The 24,000-nt window shown below is 67.9% G+C and carries 23 protein-coding genes; 6 read left to right on the forward strand and 17 right to left on the reverse strand.

Annotated features, from left to right (window positions below; translation table 11 throughout):
• Positions 1–5 precede the first annotated feature (5 nt).
• The 8 genes from LRA89_RS00540 to LRA89_RS00575 all read right to left on the reverse strand — a co-directional run bounded on the left by LRA89_RS00540 (position 6) and on the right by LRA89_RS00575 (position 7,639).
• Positions 6–1,541, reverse strand: coding sequence for a CpaF family protein (locus LRA89_RS00540; protein WP_200911075.1), 1,536 nt, complete (start codon positions 1,539–1,541; stop codon positions 6–8).
• 164 nt (positions 1,542–1,705) lie between these two features.
• On the reverse strand, positions 1,706–1,957 hold the full coding sequence (locus tag LRA89_RS00545; protein ID WP_055757661.1) for an ATP synthase F1 subunit epsilon: 252 nt from the start codon (positions 1,955–1,957) through the stop codon (positions 1,706–1,708).
• Positions 1,958–2,078: 121 nt separating this feature from the next.
• A complete protein-coding gene (atpD, locus tag LRA89_RS00550; protein ID WP_056498571.1) occupies positions 2,079–3,551 on the reverse strand; it encodes a F0F1 ATP synthase subunit beta in 1,473 nt (490 codons plus the stop codon).
• Between the two features lie 27 nt (positions 3,552–3,578).
• Complete coding sequence (locus LRA89_RS00555) at positions 3,579–3,965, reverse strand: DUF4259 domain-containing protein (protein ID WP_056498573.1); 387 nt, start codon at positions 3,963–3,965, stop codon at positions 3,579–3,581.
• Positions 3,965–4,531, reverse strand: coding sequence for a hypothetical protein (locus LRA89_RS00560; protein ID WP_230635562.1), 567 nt, complete (start codon positions 4,529–4,531; stop codon positions 3,965–3,967). Before LRA89_RS00560 ends, LRA89_RS00555 begins: the two co-directional genes overlap by 1 nt.
• Positions 4,528–5,406, reverse strand: a complete 879-nt coding sequence (locus LRA89_RS00565; RefSeq protein ID WP_055757668.1) for a F0F1 ATP synthase subunit gamma — start codon at positions 5,404–5,406, stop codon at positions 4,528–4,530. The genes LRA89_RS00560 and LRA89_RS00565 overlap by 4 nt, the downstream gene beginning before the upstream one ends.
• A gap of 130 nt (positions 5,407–5,536) precedes the next feature.
• Positions 5,537–7,066: a F0F1 ATP synthase subunit alpha gene (atpA, locus tag LRA89_RS00570; protein WP_055757670.1), complete on the reverse strand. Its 1,530-nt coding sequence runs from the start codon at positions 7,064–7,066 to the stop codon at positions 5,537–5,539.
• Positions 7,067–7,069: 3 nt separating this feature from the next.
• Positions 7,070–7,639 carry a F0F1 ATP synthase subunit delta gene (locus LRA89_RS00575; protein ID WP_055757671.1) on the reverse strand — a complete coding sequence of 190 codons (570 nt, stop codon included), beginning with the start codon at positions 7,637–7,639 and terminating at the stop codon, positions 7,070–7,072.
• A 247-nt stretch (positions 7,640–7,886) separates the two neighbouring features.
• On the opposite strand from LRA89_RS00575, the gene LRA89_RS00580 reads away from it, so the two are divergent.
• A complete protein-coding gene (locus LRA89_RS00580) occupies positions 7,887–8,600 on the forward strand; it encodes a dienelactone hydrolase family protein (RefSeq protein ID WP_230635564.1) in 714 nt (237 codons plus the stop codon).
• A gap of 13 nt (positions 8,601–8,613) precedes the next feature.
• Here LRA89_RS00580 and LRA89_RS00585 read toward each other — a convergent pair whose 3' ends face one another.
• From LRA89_RS00585 to LRA89_RS00600, 4 genes are all read right to left on the reverse strand, one after another.
• A complete protein-coding gene (locus LRA89_RS00585; RefSeq protein ID WP_230635566.1) occupies positions 8,614–10,134 on the reverse strand; it encodes a trypsin-like peptidase domain-containing protein in 1,521 nt (506 codons plus the stop codon).
• A gap of 62 nt (positions 10,135–10,196) precedes the next feature.
• A complete protein-coding gene (locus tag LRA89_RS00590) occupies positions 10,197–11,747 on the reverse strand; it encodes a tetratricopeptide repeat protein (protein ID WP_230635568.1) in 1,551 nt (516 codons plus the stop codon).
• 86 nt (positions 11,748–11,833) lie between these two features.
• Positions 11,834–13,348 carry a hypothetical protein gene (locus LRA89_RS00595; protein WP_230635570.1) on the reverse strand — a complete coding sequence of 505 codons (1,515 nt, stop codon included), beginning with the start codon at positions 13,346–13,348 and terminating at the stop codon, positions 11,834–11,836.
• A gap of 273 nt (positions 13,349–13,621) precedes the next feature.
• Positions 13,622–15,787: a primosomal protein N' gene (locus LRA89_RS00600; RefSeq protein WP_230635571.1), complete on the reverse strand. Its 2,166-nt coding sequence runs from the start codon at positions 15,785–15,787 to the stop codon at positions 13,622–13,624.
• A 195-nt stretch (positions 15,788–15,982) separates the two neighbouring features.
• On the opposite strand from LRA89_RS00600, the gene LRA89_RS00605 reads away from it, so the two are divergent.
• The 4 genes from LRA89_RS00605 (at position 15,983) to LRA89_RS00620 (ending at position 17,500) form a co-directional block, all read left to right on the forward strand.
• The gene (locus tag LRA89_RS00605) at positions 15,983–16,609 is read left to right on the forward strand and encodes a hypothetical protein (RefSeq protein ID WP_156351535.1); all 627 of its coding nucleotides are present in this window, start codon (positions 15,983–15,985) and stop codon (positions 16,607–16,609) included.
• Positions 16,609–16,848: a helix-turn-helix domain-containing protein gene (locus LRA89_RS00610; protein ID WP_056498580.1), complete on the forward strand. Its 240-nt coding sequence runs from the start codon at positions 16,609–16,611 to the stop codon at positions 16,846–16,848. Before LRA89_RS00605 ends, LRA89_RS00610 begins: the two co-directional genes overlap by 1 nt.
• A 226-nt stretch (positions 16,849–17,074) precedes the next feature.
• Positions 17,075–17,275: a 30S ribosomal protein S21 gene (rpsU, locus tag LRA89_RS00615; RefSeq protein ID WP_055757686.1), complete on the forward strand. Its 201-nt coding sequence runs from the start codon at positions 17,075–17,077 to the stop codon at positions 17,273–17,275.
• Between the two features lie 21 nt (positions 17,276–17,296).
• A complete protein-coding gene (locus LRA89_RS00620; protein ID WP_230635573.1) occupies positions 17,297–17,500 on the forward strand; it encodes a DUF5818 domain-containing protein in 204 nt (67 codons plus the stop codon).
• 34 nt (positions 17,501–17,534) lie between these two features.
• Here LRA89_RS00620 and LRA89_RS00625 read toward each other — a convergent pair whose 3' ends face one another.
• Complete coding sequence (locus tag LRA89_RS00625; protein WP_230635575.1) at positions 17,535–18,422, reverse strand: tyrosine recombinase XerC; 888 nt, start codon at positions 18,420–18,422, stop codon at positions 17,535–17,537.
• A 402-nt stretch (positions 18,423–18,824) separates the two neighbouring features.
• Positions 18,825–19,478: a fructose-6-phosphate aldolase gene (fsa, locus tag LRA89_RS00630; protein ID WP_056499253.1), complete on the reverse strand. Its 654-nt coding sequence runs from the start codon at positions 19,476–19,478 to the stop codon at positions 18,825–18,827.
• 102 nt (positions 19,479–19,580) lie between these two features.
• Between fsa and LRA89_RS00635 the strand changes: the two genes are divergently transcribed.
• Positions 19,581–21,020 carry a diguanylate cyclase domain-containing protein gene (locus LRA89_RS00635; protein ID WP_230635577.1) on the forward strand — a complete coding sequence of 480 codons (1,440 nt, stop codon included), beginning with the start codon at positions 19,581–19,583 and terminating at the stop codon, positions 21,018–21,020.
• Here the strand turns inward: LRA89_RS00635 and LRA89_RS00640 are convergent.
• The 3 genes from LRA89_RS00640 to LRA89_RS00650 form a co-directional block, all read right to left on the reverse strand.
• Entirely contained in the window at positions 20,992–21,597 is a 606-nt protein-coding gene (locus LRA89_RS00640) for a DedA family protein (RefSeq protein ID WP_055757692.1), read from the reverse strand. The genes LRA89_RS00635 and LRA89_RS00640 overlap by 29 nt on opposite strands.
• Positions 21,598–21,763: 166 nt before the next feature.
• Entirely contained in the window at positions 21,764–22,717 is a 954-nt protein-coding gene (gshB, locus tag LRA89_RS00645; RefSeq protein ID WP_056498586.1) for a glutathione synthase, read from the reverse strand.
• A gap of 209 nt (positions 22,718–22,926) precedes the next feature.
• The gene (locus LRA89_RS00650) at positions 22,927–23,925 is read right to left on the reverse strand and encodes a cell wall hydrolase (protein WP_230635579.1); all 999 of its coding nucleotides are present in this window, start codon (positions 23,923–23,925) and stop codon (positions 22,927–22,929) included.
• Positions 23,926–24,000 lie beyond the last annotated feature (75 nt).

The following is a 24,000-nucleotide window of genomic DNA, read 5'->3' on the forward strand; positions in this document are numbered from 1 at the left end:
CGCCGCTACAGGCACGCCTCCAGCAGCGCATGGTCGAAGCCGAACTGCTTGGCCTTGTCGAGCGTATAGGGGCGCAGGCCCATCGAGCGATACTCGCCGAGAATCTTGCCGTCGGCGCTCTCGTCGAGATATTCGAACTTGAACAGTTCCTGCGTCACGATCACCGGGCCTTCCATCCCGATCACCTCGGTGATGTTGGTCACGCGGCGGCTGCCGTCGCGCAGGCGCTTCACCTGGATGATGAGGTCGACCGAATCGGCGATCTGGCGGCTGATCGCCTCCTTGGGCACCTTGATGTCCGACATCATCACCATGTTCTCCATCCGCGCGAGGCATTCGCGCGGGGAGTTGGAGTGGAGCGTCGCCATCGATCCGTCGTGGCCGGTGTTCATTGCCGCCAGCAGATCGAAACACTCGCTGCCACGGATTTCGCCGAGGATGATCCGGTCGGGCCGCATGCGCAGCGCGTTCTTCACCAGATCGCGAATGGTGATCTCGCCCTGCCCCTCAAGGTTCGCCGGCCGGGTTTCGAGCGGCAGCCAGTGCGGCTGTTGCAGCCGCAGTTCGGCGGCGTCCTCGATCGTCAGCACGCGCTCGCCGGGGTCGATCATCTTCGACAGGGCGTTGAGCATGGTGGTCTTGCCCGAGCCGGTGCCGCCCGAAATAACGATGTTGAACCGGCAGGCACCCGCGATTTTCAGCGCGGTCGCCATCTGCGTACTCATCGATCCGAAGCCGGCCATCATGTCGATCGTGATCGGCTTGGCGGAGAATTTGCGGATCGAGATCGCCGTGCCCTTGAGGCTCAGCGGCGGCACGATGACGTTGACGCGGCTGCCGTCCTTCAGCCGGGCGTCGGCCAGCGGCGTGGTCTGGTCGACGCGGCGGCCGACCGAATTGCAGATGCGCTGCGCGATCTGGAACAGATGCTCCTCGTCGCGGAAATTGATGTTGGCGAGTTCGAGCTTGCCCTTGCGTTCGACGAAGGTCTGTTCGGGGCCGTTGACCATGATGTCGCTGATCGCCGGATCGGCGAGCAGTTCCTCCAGCGGCCCCAGTCCCAGCAGTTCGTCGACCAGCACTTTTTCCAGCGCAAATTGTTCGCGCCGGTTGAGCGTCAGTTTCAGTTCGGCCAGCACCTCGCCGACGATCGGGCGGAATTCCTCGGCCAGTTCGTCCTTGCCGAGCGTCGAGGCGGCTTCGGGATCGACCCGTTCGAGCAGGCGGGGGAGCACCTGTTCCTTGATGCGGTGGATCGAGGTTTCGAACCCCTCGACCCGGCTGGTGCTCGCCTCGCCCGACAAGGCCTGCCGGTCGGCGAGGCGCTGCATCGCGTCGCCCTGCGGCATCGCGCCGGCGCTTTCGCCGGGCATCGGATCGGCCGACCCACCGGGCAGCGGCACTGGCGGAAACTGGCCGCCATTGTCGAGGTCGCTCGGCCGGGCCGGGCCGGGGCCGTGCATCGGCCGGGCGACACCGAACGATGGCCGCCCGCCGCCTGAGCCTCCGCCTACTCCGTTCCGTCGCCCGAATGCGTTCACGCTGGCCTACCCCATCGATTCTCACCGACGAGGGTACGACCCAAGGATTTACGTTTGCCTAACCACTGTTCCTGCGTTTTCACGCAAACGCCGCGCCGGTCCGGGTGGACCGACGCGGCATCCTGCGTCCGCTAGGGGCGATCGGCCCCAAGGGAAAGGCCGGGTCAGCCGGCCTGTTCGGCCAGCACCGTCAGCCCCTTGGGCGTGACTTCGGCGAAGCCGCCGCGCACCGCGATGCGTTCGGCATCGCCCTTTTCGGTGCGCTGGACCAGCAGGTCGCCGTCGCGGATCGTCGACATGAACGGTGCATGGCCTTCCAGCACGCCGAAGTCGCCCTCGGTGCCGGGAACGGTGACCATGTAGACCGATTCCGACCGCACCAGTTTTTCGGGGGTCACGAGTTCAAAGTGGAGCATTTCTAACACCTTACTCCCTCTCCCCTTCAGGGGAGAGGGCCGGGGAGAGGGGCTGTCCGGAGAGGTGTCGTCATGCCCCTCTCCCTAACCCTCTCCCCTGAAGGGGAGAGGGAACAGCGCTTTACGCTTCCTGCGCCATCTTCTGCGCCTTGGCGACGGCTTCGTCGATGCCGCCGACCATGTAGAAGGCGCTTTCGGGCAGGTGATCGTATTCGCCCTCGACTACCGCCTTGAACGACTTCACCGTGTCTTCCAGCGCGACGAACTTGCCGCTGATGCCGGTGAAGACTTCGGCGACGTGGAACGGCTGGCTGAGGAACTTCTGGATCTTGCGGGCGCGGGCGACCGTGACCTTATCCTCTTCGCTCAGCTCGTCCATGCCGAGGATGGCGATGATGTCCTGCAACGACTTGTAGCGCTGGAGCAGCGACTGCACCGCGCGCGCCGTGTCGTAATGCTCCTGACCCACCGTGCGCGGTTCCAGCACGCGGCTGGTCGAATCGAGCGGATCGACCGCCGGATAGATGCCGAGTTCGGAGATCGCGCGGTTCAGCACGGTCGTGGCGTCGAGGTGGGCAAACGAGGTGGCCGGCGCCGGATCGGTCAGATCGTCGGCGGGCACGTAGATTGCCTGCACCGAGGTGATCGACCCCTTGTTGGTCGAGGTGATCCGCTCCTGCAACGCGCCCATGTCGGTCGACAGCGTCGGCTGATAGCCCACCGCCGACGGAATACGGCCGAGCAGCGCCGACACTTCCGACCCCGCCTGAGTGAAACGGAAGATGTTGTCGACGAAGAACAGCACGTCCTGGCCCTCGACGTCGCGGAAATATTCGGCGATCGTCAGGCCCGACAGCGCGACGCGCGCGCGCGCGCCCGGCGGCTCGTTCATCTGGCCATAGACCAGCGCGACCTTCGATCCCTCGCTGGTCGGATTGCCGTCGGCATCCTTGGCGATGACGCCCGCGTCGAGGAATTCGTGATAGAGGTCGTTGCCCTCGCGGGTACGCTCACCGACGCCCGCGAACACCGACGTGCCGCCGTGCCCCTTGGCGATGTTGTTGATAAGTTCCTGAATGAGCACCGTCTTGCCGACGCCCGCGCCGCCGAACAGGCCGATCTTGCCGCCCTTTGCATAGGGGGCCAGCAGATCGATGACCTTGATGCCGGTGACGAGGATCGACGAATCGGTCGACTGGTCGACGAACAGCGGCGCCGATGCGTGGATCGGGGCGGTGGTTTCCGCGCCGACCGGGCCACGCTCGTCTATCGGTTCACCGATGACGTTCAGGATGCGGCCGAGCGTCTTGGGGCCGACCGGCACGCGGATCTGCGATCCGGTGTCGCGCACCGCCTGACCGCGGGTCAGACCCTCGGTCGCGTCCATCGCGATCGTGCGGACGGTGCTCTCGCCCAGATGCTGTGCGACTTCGAGAACGAGCCGGTTGCCGTTGTTGTCGGTTTCCAGCGCGGAGAGGATCGCGGGCAGCTCGCCGTCGAACGAAACGTCGACGACCGCGCCGATGACCTGGCTGATCCGGCCGGTATGGTTGGTGCTGCCCTGGGGCGCGTAGGTGTCTGCGGCGGTTGCCATCATGCTTTCCTATCTAGTCTCAACTGTTCAGGCCCGAAGTCGCATACGAAGGTCGGCAAGCGTTGCCTGCCATGCCGCGTATTCGTCCGTCTCCGCCCAGAGTTCGTTCAATTCGCTGGCATTCTCGACCAGATCCAGCGCACTCGACGCCAGCGTCCGATCGGCTGCGGCTGTATCGCCGTGACCGGCGGCCCATGCCGCCAGTTCCGGCTTCAACCGCGGGGCGGGCCGACCCAGCGCCGCCGCGACGAGTTCGAGAGCGGCGATCGCCTCTTCCGCCTCGTCATATCCGCCATTGTCGACATAGTCACGCAGACGATACCGGACATCGTTCCAGTCGCGGCTGTCCGCGACCACGCCGAGAAAATCGAGCGTGCTGTCGCACTCGTCGAACTGGACGCCCCAGGCACCCATCAGCGGCGCTCCGCTGGTACGGAGCGGGTAAAGGTCACGACCAGCCGGCGACCGCCATCGATCTTCTCGCGGGTGATCTGATAGCCGGCACCAGGAAGCGTGCCCGTCGCCGGGCTCTCGGTCATGATGCCGCGCTTCACCTCGTCACGGCCGGGAAGGCCGAGACTGGCGAGCGGCCGGTCGACCCAGCGCGAGAATTGTTCTTTCGCGAACGGGCTCGCGTCACGGTTCACGATGTCGAGCGAGAAAACCATCCGCTCGATCCGCTGCGCATCGCCGTTCACCGTCAGATGCGCGGTGTTGACCGGCTTGACCGACGGGTCGCCCATCGGCGTCGTCATTGCTTCGGCGACATGGCCGCCCGCTGGCGTAGGGGCATAGTCCGACAGGCGGAAACCCATCGAATTCAGCAACTCGATCGCCTTGGGCGCATCGCCGAACACCGTCGCCCAGCCACCGCTGACGAACGGCGACGGCGTCGGGCGGGGCTTTTCGGCCTCGCGCGACGGCTGGCCGCAGCCGGCCAGCATGGCGACGAGCGCCAGCAGGACGGCTGCCTTCGTCACAGCGCTTCGGCGCCCGAGATGATCTCGACCAGCTCGGTCGTGATCGCCGCCTGACGGGTGCGGTTGTACTCGATGGTCAGCCGGTTGATGAGATCGCCCGCGTTGCGCGTGGCATTGTCCATCGCCGTCATCTTCGAGCCCTGCTCCGACGCGGCGTTTTCTTTCATCGCACGATAGATCTGGACCGCGATGTTGGTCGGCAGCAGGCTGTCGAGGATCGCTTCCTCGCTCGGCTCGTACTCGACGACCGCGTCGGCGGCCGGCGCGCCGGTTTGCGCCGGGATCTTGACCGGGATCAGTTGCTGCTCGGTCGGCTCCTGCGTCAGCACCGTCTTGAACGTGGCATAGAACAGGTGGGCGACGTCGAACTCGCCCGCTTCGTAACGGCGGATCAGATCGTCGGCATAGCCCTTGGCATCGGCGAAGGTCAGCTTGCCCAGATCGCCCGGCTCGACCGCATGGATGAAGCCGTCGCGGAACTGACGCGCCAGCACCGCGCGGCCCTTGCGGCCGATCGTCAGGAACTTGACGGTCTTGCCCTGCTCCTGCAGCTCCAGCGCGCGGCGGCGGGCCATGCGGGCGATGTTCGAATTGAACGCGCCGGCCAGACCTTTGTCCGACGTCGCGACGACGAACAGGTGGACCTGGTCACGGCCGGTGCCGGCGAGCAGCGGCGAGCTGCCCTCGGTGATCTGCGCGGTGCTCGCCAGGCTGGCGACGACCTGCTCGACCCGGCTGGCATAGGGGCGGCCGGCCTCGGCCGCTTCCTGCGCGCGGCGCAGCTTCGCGGCGGCGACCATCTTCATCGCCTTGGTGATCTTCTGGGTCGATTTGACCGAGTTGATCCGCAGTTTGAGAGCCTTGAGCGACGCCATATTCTTCTTCCTGCTCCCTCTCTCCGCCGTGCGGGGAGAGGGTCGGGGAGAGGGGGCCTCTCGTTACCGAGCGGCCCGCACTTCCCCTCTCCCAACCCTCTCCCCTGAAGGAGAGAGGGCTACAGTGGATTTACGCGAAGGTCTTCGCGAACTGGTCGAGCGCCGCCTTCAGCCCCGACTTGGCTTCGTCGCCCAGATCCTTGGTATCGCGAATCTTGGTGAGGACGCCCGCATGGTTCGCGCGCAGGTCCGACAACATCGCCTGTTCATAGCGGGTGACGTCGTTCACCGGCACCTTGTCGAGATAGCCCTGCGTACCCGCGAAGATCGACGCGACCTGCTCCTCGAACGGCATCGGGCTGAACTGCGCTTGCTTGAGCAGTTCGGTCAGCCGCGCGCCGCGGTTCAGCAGCTTCTGGGTCGAGGCGTCGAGGTCCGAACCGAACTGCGCGAACGCCGCCATTTCACGATACTGCGCCAGCTCCAGCTTGATGCTGCCTGCGACCTTCTTCATCGCCTTGGTCTGCGCGGCCGAACCGACGCGGCTGACCGAGAGGCCGACGTTGATCGCGGGGCGGATGCCGGCGAAGAACAGGTCGGTTTCAAGGAAGATCTGGCCGTCGGTGATCGAGATCACGTTGGTCGGGATGTACGCCGACACGTCGCCCGCCTGCGTCTCGATGATCGGCAGCGCGGTGAGCGACCCGCCGCCGTTCGCATCCGACATCTTGGCGGCGCGCTCGAGCAGGCGGCTGTGGAGATAGAACACGTCGCCCGGATAGGCTTCACGGCCCGGCGGACGGCGCAGCAGCAGCGACATCTGGCGATAGGCGACGGCCTGCTTCGACAGATCGTCGAACACGATCAGCGCGTGCATGCCGTTGTCGCGGAAATACTCGCCCATCGCGGTGCCGGTGTAGGGCGCCAGATACTGGAGCGGCGCGGGGTCCGACGCGGTGGCGGCGATGACGATGGAATATTCCATCGCGCCGTTTTCCTCGAGCGTGCGAACGAGCTGCGCGACGGTCGAGCGCTTCTGGCCGACCGCGACATAGACGCAGTAGAGCTTCTTCTTCTCGTCGGTGCCGGCGTTGGCCGCCTTCTGGTTGATGAAGGTGTCGATCGCAACCGCCGACTTGCCGGTCTGGCGATCGCCGATGATGAGTTCGCGCTGGCCACGGCCGACCGGCACGAGTGCGTCGATCGCCTTCAGCCCCGACTGCATCGGTTCGTGGACCGAGGTGCGCGGGATGATGCCCGGCGCCTTCACGTCGACGCGGCTGCGCTGATCCGACACGATCGGGCCCTTGCCGTCGATCGGGTTGCCCAGACCGTCGACCACGCGGCCGAGCAGGCCCTTGCCGACCGGCACGTCGACGATGGTGCCGGTGCGCTTGACGGTGTCGCCTTCCTTGATCGACGAATCGGACCCGAAGATCACGACGCCGACGTTGTCGGCCTCGAGGTTCAGCGCCATGCCCTGGATGCCGCCGCCGAACTCGACCATCTCGCCCGCCTGGACGTTGTCGAGCCCGTGGATGCGGGCGATGCCGTCGCCGACCGACAGCACCTGGCCGACTTCGGACACCTGTGCTTCGGTGCCGAAGTTGGCGATCTGGTCACGGATGACCTTCGAGATTTCTGCGGCGCGGATATCCATGACTTAACCTTTCATCGCGTGCGCGAGCGTGTTCAGACGGGTCTTGATCGAGCTGTCGATCATCTGGCTGCCGATCTTCACGATCAGGCCGCCCAAGAGCGAGGGGTCCACCTTGAGGTCGATCGCGACCTCGCGGCCGACGCGGTGGCGAAGCTGCTGTTTCAGCGCATCGACCTGCCCGTCGTCAAGCGGATGGGCCGAAGTGACTTCGGCGTTCGTCTCGCCACGCTGGCGCGCGGCAAGATCGCGAAAGGCGCGGATGATCGCGGGCAGGTCGCCCAGACGGCGGTTCTGCGCCAGCACGCCAAGGAAATTGCCGGTCAGGGGATCGAGGCCGAGCACCGGGCCCAGCGCGGCGATGGTGCGCGCGGCATCGTCGCGGCCGATCAGCGGGCTCTTGAGGAGCGCGGCGAGATCATCCGATTCGGCAATTCCCGCCTGAAGCGACTTCAGGCTCGCCTCGACCGCCTGCACTTGGCCGTGATCCTGCGCCAGACCGAACAGCGCGGTGGCGTAACGGCCGCTCAGACTCGCCTGAATCGTGGTAGCGCCGCCGGTAACGTTGCCAGTCATTCCGCTGGATGTCTCCACGCGCGCGTCCTTGGGTTGAGGGATCAACGATGTCGTCCCATGCGTGAAAGGGGGCGGCACTCCCCTTGTCCGGCGGCGCGAGTCTGTCTCGCGGCTGCTGGAATCGGCCCGTGCGCCCCCGATGGGTCGTGCGCCCGCTAGCATCGGTGTCATCATTTCGCAAGCTTTGCGGAACCGCCGGGTGACTCGTCCGTAGGCCGAAGCTGAACCGGAGATGAGGGGACGGGATATGGGCGACATCCAGCGCATGACGATGGCCGACGGTGCCGGGATCGACGTCTATCGCGCCGAACCGGCCGGGTTTCCGCGCGGCAGCGTGGTGGTGGTGCAGGAAATTTTCGGCTTGACCGACCATATCCGCGAGGTGGCGGACAGTTATGCGGCGGAAGGCTATCTCGTGCTGGCCCCCGCGCTGTTCGATCGCGAGCAGCCGGGGTTTCAGGCCGGGTATGACGGCCCCGACTTCGACCGTGCGATCGAACTGGCGCGCAGGATCCACCCCTTCGACCAGTCGGTGGCGGATGTCGCGACCTGCGTCGAGATGCTGGAGGGGGTCCAGCCGGTGTTCGTCGTCGGCTATTGCTATGGCGGGTCGGTCGCGTGGGCGGTGGCGGCGCGGGTGGACGGGATCGCGGCGGCATCGGCCTATTACGGTAGCATGATCCCCGACAGCGCCGACGTGCCGCGCGTGCCGACGATCGCCCATTTCGGCCGACATGATGCGGGGATTCCGGTCAAGAAGGTCGAGGCACTGGCGAAGCACCCGCCAGCGAATGCCGCCATCCATCTCTACGACGCGGGACACGGCTTCAATTCGGACCGGCGCAAGGATTATGACGCCGGGAGCGCGGCCCTGGCGCGGGCGCGGACGCTCGAGCTGTTCGACGCCAACTCCGGAAGCGCCGGTTGGATGGACGTGTCAGAGATTGATCGTTCTTCCTGAGCGGAGGCCGGTATCACCCCGCCTTGGTGCAGCGATAGACCAGCCGCTCGTTGGCCTGTGCCGGCAGCGCGGTGCGGATCGCCGATTGCTGCGTCGCCAGCGCGGCGCGGGCGCCGGTACCGCTCTCGCACGCCTTTTGCTGCACCTGACCGCGCAAGGTCCGCGCGCGCTCCATCGCCTCGGCCGACAGGAGATAGCGGCTGTTGGTGTAGCTCCCGCTGACCGGATCGAAGCGCAGGACCGAGACGGTCGCATCCTCGCCGGGCACAAGGATACGCTCCCAGCCGCCGCCCGGCGCTTCGGCATATTGGGTGCGGCGGTTCATGCAGCCATCGGCGCGCCAGTCGAAGCGGACGGTTTCGACCGGCGAGACGATGATCCGGCTGCGTTCGGGCACCAGCGTGCATTGCAGCACGCCGGCCAGCGGCGTCGCGCGGGTCGCGGCGGTGGCGGCGTCGCCACCCTTGACCGAGGCGGGATCGAAATCGGGACGCAGCACGAACACGATGATCGCGCCGGCGAGCAGCACGGCCCCGCCGCCCGCCGACCATCTCGCCCGGCGCGGGTCGCCGCGGCTGGCCAACAGGCCAGCACCCCCGGCCGCCAGCACCGACAACGCCAGCAGCAGCGCCGCCAGCGCGATCATGTTCTCGCGTGTCTCGGCATTGTCGGCACGCGCGGTGTCGAGTGCGGCCAGCCGGTCCTCACGCGCGCGCTCGGCGGCGGCGCGGGCGCGTTCGCGGTCCTCGACCGACTGGCGTTCGGCATCGGCCCGGTCGCGCGCATCGGCATCGGCGAGGGTGACGCAGGGGGTGGCGATCGTCGCGACCGGTTGCCCGGCGTCGCGCAGGAAGGCGACGAGTTCGTTATCGGCGATGGCGAAGGCGAAGCTGGCGTCTCCCTCCTCGCCGCGGGTCAGCGCCGAATTGACGCCGAGCACCCGGCCGCACCGGTCGAGCAGCGGCCCGCCCGAATTGCCGCGCGCGATGCTGGCGGTATGGACCAGCACCGCCGTCCCCTCCAGCCTGCGATTGCCCGACAGCACGCCCTGCGAGCGGACCGGCGCGGTCGGCGTCACGAAATCGTCGGCCGAGCGCGCGGTCGCCAGATCGACGTTGCCGGGATAGCCGAGCGCGATCGACGCATCGCCCTCGCCCAATGCCCCGGTGTAGAGGGTGAGCGGCGGCAGGCGCACCTCGCGCACCTCGATCAGCGCGAGGTCGCGCGCGGTGTCGACCCGCAGTAGCCGGCCTTCATACGACCGCTCGCCCTCCGACGGCACGATCGCCAGCACCGCCTCGCCCGGATAGCGTTCGAGCAGTTCGACGACATGGGCATTGGTGACGATCCGGTTCGGCGCGACGGCGAAGCCGGTGCCGTGTTCGATGTCGACCATCTCGCCGTCGACCGTCGCGATCGCCAGCACACGCACCACGCCGCGCGCCGCCGCCGACACGTCGTCGGCACGCGCCGCCGGGGCCAGTACGGCGCCCAAGCCCAGCATCAGCGCCCATGCGAGCAGCCACCGAACCATCGTCATTCCCCAAACGCTGTTTCGCGCCGCCGTTTCGGGCAAAGCGGCCATCGGTGCAAGGGTCAGCCGGTCCTGGCGTCCTTGTCGTCGTCATCCTCGCTGTCGGCGGCGGCGGGCGCGGGCGTGCCACGCCAGCGCGCCAGCGCCGCCTTCGCCCCGCCCGCGTCGATCGCCGCGATCAGTTGCTGGGCAAGGACGCCGCTGCGCCCGCCATGCGGCGAATAGGCTACTGGTCCCAGCACGCGGCGCGCCTCGTCGGCGCGATCGGTTTCGAGCAGGACGCGCGCCGCCTGCATCCGCAATCCCCGGTCCTGCGGCGCGAGCAGATGCGCGCGCAGCAGAGCGTCGCGGGCGTTGGCGGTCGGAGTCTGCCCCGGCACCTGATAGGTCTGGTAATAGAGCAGCAGCGGTTCGGGATCGTCGTTCTCGATCGTGTTTGCCGCGAGGAACGACCGGCGGATGCTGCGCCAGCGTTCGGGCGCGGCGTCCCTCGCGGCGCGCGCCTGCACCATCCGTGCGCGGCCGAGCAGGATGTGGCCGTCGATCGATTTGGGGTCGGCGGCGATCGCACGGGCCGCCGCCGCCTCGGCGATGGGGAAGTTGCCGGCGTGGAACTCGACCTCGGCGAGCAACGCCTGCGCCGCTGCGTCGTTCGGATAGGGAGCGGCGGCGCGCCGGGCCAGCGGCAGCAGCGCCAGCGCCTGCGTCCGGTCGGTGCCGCGCTTCGACCGGATGCGCACCGGCATCATCGCCGCTTCGGCCGGGGTCAGCGCGCGGACGCTGACGTCGGCCTTGGGCACCGCGCCCGCCGGCATGATCGAATAGCGCAGCCCCGAACGGACATAGCGCGACAGATCGCGGTCGAGCTGTTTCAGGTCGCCGAAACTCTCCGCCGCCTTCGCCGCGCTCTGCCCCGACACGATCGCGCGCATGAACCGGTCGAGCTGTCCGCGTCGCGTCGGATCGAGCAGCAACATATGCGTCAGCGCCCAGCCGCCGGCGTACAGCGCGCCGCGGTCGATCGTGGTCGTATCGCCGGTCAGGAGCATGGTGGCGGACACCGGCATGCCGGTCTGGAACTGGCGCGCGCGGTACATCGGCGGGCGCGCCACCTCGACCGATCCGTCGTCGCGCAGGCGGGTGGGGGCGAAGAACTCGGCGAATCCTTCGACGAACCACACAGGAAACGCGGCCTCGGCCCAGTTCGAGAGCATGAAGTGGTGGGTGTATTCGTGGAACAGGACCTGTTGCGAATCGATGCCGTTCGTGCCGCCGTTTCCGCCATGTTCGGGCACGAACGCGACCGATCCGGCCGCGCGCGGAATGTAGAAGCCCGCGACATTGCGCTGTCCGACAAGCTTGCTGATCGTCGACAGGTCGCCGGTGACGTAGACGTTCACCCGGTTCGGCACCGCGATCGGTTCGGACGGCATCTTGGTCAGTTGCCGCAGCACCTTGTCGAACCGTTCGAGCCGCTCGGCATAGCGCGCGACATCGGCTGCGGGATCGTCGGCATAGACGATGAAATGGTCCGATCGCGCCTCATGCCATTCGGCCCGTGCCGCCACCGGCCACAGCGCCAGCAATACCGCCAACCCCATGCGAATCATCAACGTCGCTCCGTTTTCTCGTCCGAAAGGATTAGCGGCGCGGCATGACGCCGCCAAGTCGGCTGCGGGCGGGTGCGATCGACGGGCGTTCAGCCGGCGGGTTTCTCCGGCTTCGTTTCGGCCGCGCGCCACGTGGCGAGTGCGCCCGTGGCCCCGGTGTCGTCGATCGCCTTGATGACGGTGGCCGCCAGCGTCGCCATCTCGCCGCCATGCGGCGAATAGGCGACCGGTCCCAGCATCCGCTTCGCCTCGACCGGCTTGTTCGTCTCCAGCAGCATCATCGCGGTTTCCATGCGCAGCGACCGGTCCTGCGGCGCGAGCGATTGCGCGCGTGCCAGCGCCTCGCGGGCGTTCGCGCTCGGTTCGCGGCCGGCGGCGGCGAAGCTGCGATAGAACAGCATCAGCGGTTCGGGATCGTCGTTCTCGATCGTGTTGGCGGCAAGGAACGACCGGCGGATGTCGCGCCACTGCGCCGCGTCCTGCGAGCTGGCAACCTGCGCCGCCGCCATCCGCGCCATGCCGATATAGACATGGCCGTCGACCGATTTCGGATCGGCGGCGACCGCGCGGCGTGCGGCGGCTTCGGCGGCACCATGGTTGCCGGCGTCATATTCCGCCTCGGCCAGCACCACCTGCGCCGCCGGGTCATTGGGGTAATAGGCGGCGGCCCGCTGGGCGAGCGCCAGCACCACCTGTGCCTCCTTCGCATCGACGCCGCGTTTCGAGCGGATGCGCGCCTTCATCGTCGCCGCCTCGCCCGGCCCCAGCGCGCGCACCGCCACCTTCGCCTGCGGGATCGTGCCGGGCGGGATGATCCGGTATTTCAGGCCGGAGGTCAGGTGAGTACGCAGATCGCGGCTCAGCACCGTCAGATCGCCGAACGCGGCGGCGGCCTGCGCGCCGGTCTTGCCCGCGTTGATCGCCGCCATATAGCCATCAAGCTGTCCGCGCCGCTTCGGGTCGGTCAGCAGCAGATGGGTCAGCAGCCAGCCCTCGGCATAGATCGCCTCGACGAACATCTTTTTCGGGTCGCCGGTCAGCAGCGCCTCGGCGGTGACGGGCAGGCCGTTGGCAAAGGCATAGCCGCGATACATCGGCGGCCGGGCGACCTCGATCGAATCATTGGCGCGGATGCGGGTGGGGGCGAAGAATTCGGCGAACCCCTCGACGAACCACGCCGGGAACGCGCCATCGGCCCAGTTCGACAGCATGAAATGATGGGTATATTCGTGGAACAGCACCTGTTCCTCGCTCAGATCGTCCGCACTCTGGCCCGCGCTCTTGGGCACGATGGCGAGCGATCCGCCCGCGCGCGGAATATAGAAGCCCGCGACATTGGCCGATCCCGACAGCTTCGCGACCGTCGAGGTGTCGTTGACGACATAGACGGTAACGCGGTTGGCCGGCGATACCGGCGTCGCGGGAATGCTGGTCAGCATCCGCAACGTCTTGTCGAAGCGTTCGAGCCGTTCGGCGAAGCGCGCGACATTGGCGGGCTTGTCGTCCGAATAGACCGTGAAATGGTCCGACGACGCCTCCTGCCATTCGGCCTGCGCCGCGACCGGCCAGAGCGTCAGCAGCGCCGTCGCCAGTGCGCGAATCATGATCGTATCGCTCCCCCGTTTTCCCCGGACGCAATGCTATGCTGCGCAGCATGCTTCGCCAAGCGGGCGCGGGCGTACCGTAGGTTTAGGACCGATCGACATTCAGTCAAACAGCGGCTCGTGCATCCCCCCTCCCTGACCAGGGAGGGGTTGGGGGCGGGTGGGCCGGTTGTGGAGCGCTACCGTTTCCTCTCGGGCCGACCCACCCCCAGCCCCTCCCTTGTCAGGGAGGGGAGCAGATCGGGAAGCCAATTCGTTGAATGTCGATCCGGTTTACAGGAAGCTGTACGGGTCGACATCCACCGCGACACGGACCTTCGCGCCCCATTCGACCGAGGCGAGCCAGTCGCGGATCACGTCCTGAACGTCGAGGCTACGGGTCGCGTGGATCAGCAGGCGGAAGCGGTGACGGCCGCGCAGCATCGCGAGCGAGGCGGGGGCGGGGCCATAGACGTGGCACCCCTCGACCTGCGGTTGCGCCCGACCGATCGCGCGCGCGGTGGCTTCGGCGGCGCTCTTGTCCTCCGACGATACGATGATCGCGGCATAGCGGCCGAACGGGGGCACGGCGGCTTCCTCGCGCGCTTCGGTTTCGGCGGCATAGAAGCTGTCGGCATCGCCTGAGATCAGCGCCTGCATCACCGGGGCGGAGGGCTGCGTGGTCTGGATATAGACATGGCCGGGCTTCGACCCGCGCCCGGCGCGTCCCGCCACCTGCGCGATCTGTTGAAAGGTGCGCTCGGCGGCGCGCAGGTCGCCGCCCTGCAACCCCAGATCGGCGTCGATCACCCCGACGCAGGTGAGGTTGGGGAAATGATAGCCCTTCGTCACCAGTTGCGTGCCCACCACGATGTCGATGTCGCCCGCCTCCATCCGGCCGACGAACTCCGCCGCCTTGGCCGGCGACCAGATGGTGTCGGAGGTGACGATGGCGATCTTCGCCGTCGGCCACAGCGCCGCCGCCTCGTCGGCGATGCGCTCGACGCCGGGGCCACAGGCGACGAGGCTGTCCTCCGCCTTGCATTCGGGGCAGGCGCGCGGCGTCGGGATCATATGGCCGCAATGATGGCATGACAGCCGGTGGATCAGGCGATGCTCGACCATCCATGCGGTGCAGTTGGGGCATTGGAAGCGATGCCCGCACGACCGGCACAGCGTCAGTGGCGCATAGCCGCGCCGGTTGAGGAACAGCAGCGCCTGTTCCTTGCGGCCGAGCGCCTCGTCAATCGCCTTGACCAGCGGGGCGGCGATCCAGCGGCCGCGCTCGGGCGGCTGGTCGATCAGGTCGATCGGCTCGATCGTCGGCAACTGCGCCTTGCCGTAACGGCCGGGGAGCTTGAGTTCGGTATAGCGTCCCTGCGCCACCTGTTGCCGCGTCTCGATCGCCGGCGTCGCGCTGGCGAGGATCACCGGACACTGTTCGAACAGGCCGCGCATCACGCTCACGTCGCGCGCGTGATAATGGACGCCTTCCTCCTGTTTGAAGCTCGTCTCGTGCGCCTCGTCGACGACGATCAGCCCGAGATCGGCATAGGGCAGGAACAGCGCCGATCGTGCGCCGACCACCACCTTCGCCTGTCCGCTCGCGATCGCCCGCCATGCCCGGCGGCGCTGCGTCGAGCGCAGGTCGCTGTGCCACGGCACCGGCTCGCAACCGAAGCGCGCGGTGAACCGCTTGAGGAACGGTTCGGTCAGCGCGATCTCGGGCAGTAGCACCAGCACCTGTCGCCCGGCGCGGATCGCCGCCGCCACGGCCTCGAAATACACCTCGGTCTTGCCCGATCCGGTGACGCCGTCGAGCAGGAAGGGGTGGAAAGCATCCGCCTCGACCGCTTGGGTCAGCGCATCGGCCGCCGCCGCCTGATCGGCCGAGAGTGCGGGCACATCATGGTCGGGATCGGGTTCGGGATAGGCCTGGTCGATGTCGACCGACACCGCCTCGATCGCGCCCTGCTTCACCAGCCCGCGGATGACCGCGTCGGACACGTCGGCGATACCGGCCAACTCGCGCACCAGCCCGCGCCGCTCACCGATCCGCTCCAAAGCCTGTTCGCGTTGTGGCGTCATGCGATCGGGCACCACGCCGGTCGCGCGATATTCGATGGCGAGCTTCGCCCCCTCCAGCGCCGAATTGGAGGCGAGGCACATCCGCAGCACCGACGCCGGCGCCGCCAGATAATAGCCCGCCGTCCATTCGACCAGCCGCCGCAGGGGAGCGGCGATCGGCGGCACGTCGGCGACGGCCAGTAGCGGGCGGAGGCGATTGTCGCCGACTTCCTCGGTCGCGAGGCGATCGGCATCCCACACCACGCCGACCAGTTGGCGTGGCCCGAGCGGGGCGGTGACGATCGATCCCGCCTCGACGGTCATGCCGTGCGGCACCCGGTAGTCGAGCGGACCGAGCGCGGCGTTGAGCAGGAGGACACGGGCACGGGACATCGCCGCGATAGATAGGGCGTGCGGGCGGCGTTGGGAATTGGCGGCGGGCGGATCGCCCTTGCTTGCCCCATTCTCCGCGACGCGAACGTCCCGCTCCGGCCGGTTTCGTTGCCGCGTCGATGCGCGACGGCTTCCGTTGTGCCGCCGATGCCCTGTAGAAGCGCAAGATATTTCCGTAAAACAGAAAGAAGCATCATGCCGGACGCGACGCTGCTGCCCCCTGCCAAGGCGAAGCTGTGTCGTCTTGCCGGCGCGGTGTTCCTGTTGTCGGCGCTGGCGATGCCGTTCGTCATCGTGACCGCCGGGGTTACGCCGGGCGCCTCGCCCTATTGCGACACCGGCGACGGGTGCGTGTGGAAGGCGCAGCCCGGCGTGCTGCTGGCGGAGGAAACCCGGATCGAGGTCGCAGCGTCCCCGGTGACGCAGCGCCGGTTCGACGCCTATGCCGCGCGCGGCGACGTGCGGATCGGTCTCGCACTGATCGATGCGGTCGATACCGTGCCGTTCGCCTTGCTGATACTCAGTGTCGGGCTGGCGCTGCGCCGGCTGGGCGGGGCGGGGCGCGATGCGTTGCCGCAGGCGCTGCGCTGGCTGCGCCGTGCGGCGATTGCCGCGATCGCCTGGTCGCTGGCGCAGCCGGTGTATGAATCGCTGCTCGAAACCCTCCTGTCGCCGGGCACGCCCGACGGAGCGATGATCGTCCTCTCGATCGGCTTCGGCATGATCGGCACCGCCTTGCTCCTCGCGTTCGCCGCCTATGCCGCCGTCTGGGCGCTGGAGGCCGCCGTGCGGGCGCAACGCGATCTGGCCGAGTTCATCTGATGCCGGTGATCGTCAACCTCGACGTGATGCTGGCACGGCGCAAGGTCCGCTCGAAGCAACTGGCCGAGGCGGTCGGGATCAGCGAATCCAACCTGTCGCTGCTGAAGTCGGGCAAGGTGAAGGGCGTGCGCTTCTCGACGCTGGCCGCGATCTGCCGCTTCCTCGACTGCGAACCCGGCGATATTCTCGGCTACGACCCGTCCGACGACGATCTTCGCCCCGAAAGTGTCGACGATTGAGGGGTATCCTGCGGGCCATTGCGGCCTTGCTCCCATCCGGCCGGCCGCCCCGATACCCGGAAAATCGCGCAAAACTATCGTCCGAATCGAGGTCCCGGCCCCCGAAACGTCGATCGGTTATTGCCAAGACGGGGTCGATCGGCATAGGCAGGGCCACTTGCGGGACACGACTCGATCGTGATTCTCGCCTTGTTCATATCGTATCGAAAGCGAAGCCAGACCCGTCATGCAGATTATCGTCCGCGACAACAACGTCGACCAGGCCCTCCGCGCACTCAAGAAGAAGCTGCAGCGCGAAGGCGTCTATCGTGAGATGAAGTTGCGCCGCCACTACGAGAAGCCGTCCGAGAAGCGCGCCCGCGAGCGTGCGGCCGCGATCGGCCGCGCCCGTAAGGCCGAGCGCAAGCGCGCAGAACGCGATCGCTGATCGCGACGGCGCCGCCGCCCCGTGACGACCATCGGCACCCGGATCGACGAGACGGGTACGCCGGTGCGCGACGGCGGTGCCTTCTACCTTCGCCGTGACAGGGGCGGGCGCTATCGGCTCGAACTCCACCGTACCCCGGTGGACGAGGTCGAGAAGCGTGTCCGCGTGGTCGGCACGCTGGTCGACGCCGATCTGGTCGATGCCGATGGTATCGGCTTGGCCTGAGCGCCTGTCCGCGAGTGTTTGATGTTCGCGGCCCTTATCCGTGCGGATGCGCGCTGCGATAGACGTCGAGCAGATGGGCCGCATCGACGGCGGTGTAGATCTGCGTCGACGACAGGCTGGCATGGCCGAGCAGCGCCTGCAACGACCGCAGGTCCGCGCCGCGCCCGAGCAGGTGCGTCGCGAAGCTGTGGCGCAGCGCATGCGGACTGGTGCGGTCGCCCAGCCCCAGCGCGCGCCGCGCGGTGCGCACCGAACGGCGCACCACCCCGGCGTCGAGCGGCCCGCCCTTCGCTCCCCGGAACAGCGGCGCGTCGCGCGCGGTGCCCCACGGTTGCTGGGCCGCATAGGCGTCGACCGCGGCGCGTACCGGCGGCAGCAACGGCACGATTCGCGTCTTGTCGCGCTTGCCGGTGACGCTGAGCGTTTCGCCGAGCGGCAATGCGGCGCCGGTGATCGCCAGTGCCTCGCCGATCCGCAGCCCCGCGCCATAGAGCAGCAGCAGCACCGCCCAGTCGCGCGCGCCGATCCATGGTTCGGCGGCGGCGTCGGCGACTTCCTCCGCCAGCGACACGACCTCGTCGGGCGCGATCGGGCGGGGCACGCCGCGCGCTACTTTCGGGCCGCGTAGCCGGGGGACGGCGGTGCTCCCGCCGACGAACGTCAGGAACGCCCGCACCGCCGATAATTCGCGCGCGGCGGAAGCGTTGGTGAGGCCCGCCTCGCGACGATGGGCGAGGAACGCACGCAGATCGGCCGGGGTAAGGGCCGCCAGCACCGGGCCGTCGACCGCGCCGCCGTGATGCGTTTGGAGAAAGGCGATCAGCCGCTCGGCGGTGGCGGCATAGGCGCGCACGGTATGCGCCGACCGCCGCCGGTCGCGCGACAGATACGTGGCGAAGGCGAGCGGAAGCGGCGGGGACATGGGCGACAGGGTAGCGGTGAAGGGCGGCAGAGGGAACCGGTGCGGCGCAGGCTTGGAAGCCGGGCGGATCAATCTTCGGCGATGCCATTGGCAAACCCGTCACCCCGGACCTGTTCCGGGGTCCACCGTGCCGCAATCGACACCGCTGGATGAGCGATGCCATTGCCGGTGGAACGGTGGACCCCGGAACACGTCCGGGGTGACGACGGATCGGGCCTGAAAACGCCGCCCGGATTGTTCAATGTCGATCCGTCCTGACCCGAATCGTGCCGATGCACGTCCTGCGGTGCCGGCACGTCTCACGGCCACCCATTCAGGATACGCTGTGGGTGGCCGGGCGGGAGGGGGAGCGGGCGGGAACCGCCTTGAAACTGGCTATCCCGCCAATTCCCCAGCGAACGCTCAGCCGATCGTCTGGCCCGATTTCGCCCAGTCGGCCATGAAGCCTTCGATGCCCTTGTCGGTCAGCGGATGCTTCACCAGCGCGCGGATGACCGAGGGCGGCGCGGTCATCACATCGGCGCCGATCTTCGCCGCCTCAAGGACGTGGATCGGGTGACGGACGCTGGCGACGAGGATTTCGGTGCCGAAGTCATAGTTGTCGTAGATCAGGCGGATGTCGCTGATGAGGCCCATGCCGTCGAAGCCGATGTCGTCGTGCCGCCCGACGAACGGCGAGATGAAGGTCGCGCCGGCCTTGGCCGCCAGCAGCGCCTGATTGGCCGAGAAGCACAGCGTCACGTTGACCATCGTCCCGTCGTCGCTCAGCGCCTTGCAGGTCTTGAGGCCATCGATTGTCAGCGGCACCTTCACCGCGACATTGTCGGCGATCCTGCGCAGGATTTCGGCCTCGCGCATCATGCCCACGTGGTCGAGCGCCACGACCTCGGCCGATACCGGCCCCGACGTGACGGTGCAGATTTCGGCGACGACCTCGAGGAAGTCGCGGCCCGACTTGTGGATCAGCGACGGGTTGGTGGTCACGCCGTCGAGCAGGCCGGTGTTGGCCAGTTCGCGGATGTCGGCGATGTCGGCGGTGTCGGCGAAGAATTTCATGTCGGGCAGGTCCATCGAATCGGGAACGGGATGGGTCGCGCCATCGCCTATCGCACGCCCGGGGGCAACCTTTCGGTAATAGCGTGCTATTAGGCTTTTATGATGTCCGAATCCCTTGCCCCCGTCGATCCGCACGACGCCGTGGACCGGGTCCTGACGCTGCTCAGGGCTGCCCCCGACAGCCAGTTCGAGCAGTTGGTCCTGATCGCCCGCGAACTGATCGGCACGCCGATCGCCGCGATCAACATGATCGGAAGCGAACGGCTGTGGTCGAAGGCGACCATCGGCATCGATCGGCTGGAGATGCCATGCACCGAATCGCTGTGCCATCAGGTGGTGCTCGACGATCGGCCGCTGACCGTCGACGACTGCACGCTCGACGATCGCTTCGCCGACCTCGGCCTTGTGACCGAAGGGGGCCTGCGCTTCTATGCCGGGGTGCCGCTCCACGCCGTCGATCCGCAGACGGGCAAGCGCCATGCCATCGGCGCGATGTGCGTCGGCGACCTGCGTCCGCGCTCGCTCGACCCGGTAAAGCAGGATGCGTTGCGCGCGCTCGCCGATCTCGCCGAGACGGTCATCGCGACCCAGGTGTCGGTCGGCACCGCGGTCGAACTGGCGACGGTTGCCAACGATCACGCCCGCGAACTGGCGCGACAGGAGCGGCTGTTCCGCCATGCCGAGCGGATGGCGATGATCGGGTCGTGGCGGCTGGGGCTGCCCGACAACGACATCCACTGGTCGGAGGGTATCCGCCGCATCCATGAACTGCCCGCCGACGCGCTGCTGCCGCTGGACGAGGCGATGCAATTCTATCCGCCGCACGCGCGGGAGGTTGTCGGCGCCTCGCTGGCCGATGCGATCGAGCTTGGCGGGCCGTTCGATTTCGAAACCGATTTCGTGACCGCGACCGGGCGGCACCGCCGCGTGCGCTCGATCGGCGAGGCGGAGTGCGATGCGAACGGTACGGTCGTGGCGCTGACCGGCGTGTTCCAGGACGTGACCGACCGGCATCTGCTCGAACAGCAGCTTCGCCGCTCGGCCTCGACCGATCCGTTGACCGGTATCGCCAACCGTGCGGCGTTCGATGCCGAACTGGCGCGCGACATCGCCTTTGCGGTCGACGGCGGCGGGACGTGCGGGCTGATCGTGATCGATCTCGATCATTTCAAGACGATCAACGACACCCATGGCCATCTGGCAGGGGACGACGTGCTGCGCGCGGTCGCGCAGCGGCTGTGCGCGCCGTATCTCGACAACGCCTTTGCCGCGCGGATGGGCGGGGACGAATTCGCGGTGATCCTGCGTACGCATGGCGACTGCAACCGGGCCGATGCGCTGGCCGCCCGGCTGGCGGCCGACCTGTCCAGACCGACCGACAGCGACGGGCGGACGCTGCCGGTTTCGGCGACGCTGGGCTATGCCGCGGTCACGCCGGAGACGGCGACCGTCCGCGACCTCCTCCACGCCGCCGATGCCGCGCTCTATGTCGCCAAGCGGGCGCGAACCCCCGTCACCGCCGGGCGCGAGGCTTCCAGGTGACGACGCGGTAAAGATAGCCGAGGACGATCGCCACCGACAGCGCGATCGCCGCCGGGCCGACATAGCGGTCGATCTGCTCAAAATTCGATCCCAGCCACAGCCCGGCATAGGCCAGCACCGCGTTCCAGAGGATCGATCCGGTAAAGGTCGCCAGCACGAAGCGCCAGTGCGGCATGCACGCCATGCCGGCGGGCAGCGAGATCAGCGTGCGGAACGTCGGCATGAAGCGGAAGACGAACACCGTCTTGCCGCCATGTTTGCGAAAGAAGCGCTGGAGCTTCTCGACATCCTCCCATTCGACCGTCAGCCACCGGCCCCAGCGATCGACGAAGGGTTTCAGGCCGTGATACCCGAAGCGGCGCCCGATCGCGTACCAGAAATAATTGCCGGCGGTCGTGCCAGCGGTGCCCCACAGCAGCAGCGGCAGCATCGCCATGTCACCCCGCGCGACCGCCATGCCGCCCAGCCCCATGATGACTTCGGACGGCACCGGCGGCACGACATTCTCGAGCGCCATCAACAGGAAGATACCGAAATATCCACCCCAGGCGATGGCATCGAGGATAAAGCTGGTCATCGGGCGGGAACGTCCGGGGCGGGGTTTCGTGCCGTTTCGGCAATTCAGCCTGGCTGAATTGCGATGGTGCCGGCCCGCTCCCCCTCCCCGCCACCCATCAGGATACTCGCGTGGGTGGCGGGGAGGGGGAGCGGGCCGGCACCGCTATCCGCGTTAGCGGACCAGACTACCGTCCCTTTACCCGCGCCTCGATCGCGTCCCAGATCATACCCGCCACGTCGGTCCCGTCGAAGCGTTCGATCGCGACGATGCCGGTCGGCGACGTCACGTTGATCTCGGTCAGCCATTCGCCGCCGATCACGTCGATCCCGACGAAGATCAGCCCGCGCCGCTTCAGCTCCGGCCCCAGTTCGGCACAGATTTCGCGCTCGCGCGCCGTCAGTTCGGTCCTGGCCGCGGTGCCGCCGACCGCGAGGTTCGAGCGGATCTCGCCCTCGCCCGGCAGGCGGTTGACCGCGCCCGCCACCTCGCCATCGACCAGCACGATACGCTTGTCGCCCTTCGCCACCGCCGGCAGGAACGCCTGCACCATATGCGGTTCGCGGTAGGCGGTGTTGAACACCTCGATCAGCGACGACAGGTTCTGCGCATCGGCATCGACCTTGAAGATCGCCTTGCCGCCGTTGCCGTGCAGCGGCTTCACCACGATCGATCCGTGCTGGGCAAGGAACGCACGCGCTTCCTCGACCGATCGGGTAATGAGCGTCGGCGGCATGAAGTGGCGGTAATCGAGCACGAACAGCTTTTCGGGCGCGTTGCGGACCGATGCGGGATCGTTCACCACCAGCGTCCGGCCGGCGATCCGCTCCAGCAGATGCGTCGCGGTGATATAGCCGAGGTCGAACGGCGGGTCCTGCCGCATCAGCACGACATCGGCCTCGTCGCCAAGGTCGAGGCGGACGGACTCGCCCAGCGTGAAGTGATCGCCCTCGACCCGGCGCACCGTGACCGGGCGGGCGTGGGTCCAGACATGGTCGCCCGACTGGTTCAGGTCCTCGGGCGCATAGTGGAACAGCCGGTGGCCGCGCGCCTGCGCCGACAGCATCAGCGCGAAGGTGGAATCGCCCGCGATGTTGATTCCGGCGATGGGGTCCATCTGCACGGCGACGGTCAGCGACATGGGGCAACTCCGACTGGGACTGGAGGTTCAGCTAGGCGCGGGCGGGCGCAATGTCACGTTTCGTGTTGAGGGCGGACCACTCCCCTCCCTGACAAGGGAGGGGCTGGGGGTGGGTCGGCCTGCGAGGACAGGTTCGGCCCGCCCCGGACCTACCCACCCCCGATCCCTCCCTTGTCAGGGAGGGGAGCAGAAGGGCGCTACCGACCGACCTACCGCAGCGGCGTGCCCGAATCCTTCCACCGGTCGAGCACCTGCGATTCGGCCGGCAGGGTCGTCGGCAACGGCACCGCCGCCGCAACCGGGCGCACCGGCGCGGACGTCGCGACCGGCACCGCTGGCAACGGCGTCAGCGGCACCGGCGTAGTGACGACGGCCAGCGCCGCCACCGCCGGCGCGACCGGCCGCAGCGGTCCCGGCAATGGCTCGCCCCCGGCATAGCGGTCGCGGAACGCGGCGGGCGTGCCCCACCACCCCTTCCACCGGTGAAAGAAATGCGCGCCGAACACCCCGGTCATCACCAGCGATCGGTTCCACGACGGCGTGACCGCATAGGTATGGTAATGCGTCGCCATGCCGACCGGCGCGAATACCGCACCGGCCAGCGCGTCCCTCGCCACCGCCCTTGCCCGTGCCCATGCGGCCGGGGCGGGGGTGCGCGCCATCGCCCCGTCGCAGGCGAAGCTGAACTGGCACACCGGCTTGTCCGACCCCTGATACACCACGCCGCACACGCTGGCGGGAAAGGCGGGATGGCGCACCCGGTTGAGCACGACCTGCGCCACCGCGCGCTGCCCGGCATCGGGCTCGCTCGCCGCTTCGTAATAGATCGCGGTGGTCAGGCATTGCAGCGCGCGCGCCCGGTCGCTTGGGGTTCCCCGCGCATGGAACGGGGCCGCCGCCTTGATCGAGGTGTCGGCCAGGTCGACCGCCGCCTGCTGCTCGCTCACCGGCAGCGCGGGGAGCGGCGCGGTGCCGGTCACGCCGGGCATGGGCCGGACCGGCGGCGGGGCATCGGCGAACAGCAACGCCGCGCCGGGAAAATGCGCATCCGCCTCATAGCCGGTCGGCGCAGGCAGCGGCGGCGCGGGCGGGGCGGCCTGCTCGATCGTCGCGATTCCCGCCCGCGCGGTGAACGCCCCGCCGAGCAGCAGCATGGCGATGCCGCCGATCAGCTTCGTCCGCCGGGGAAGATTCGCCAGAACACCCATGGTGCGCGCTGTAACCGATCGCGCGACCCAAGGCTCCCCCGCCTTTCACACCGTGCCGTCATGGGACGATCGTGG

Source organism: Sphingomonas sp. Leaf4 (genome assembly GCF_920939515.1).
GTDB lineage: Bacteria > Pseudomonadota > Alphaproteobacteria > Sphingomonadales > Sphingomonadaceae > Sphingomonas.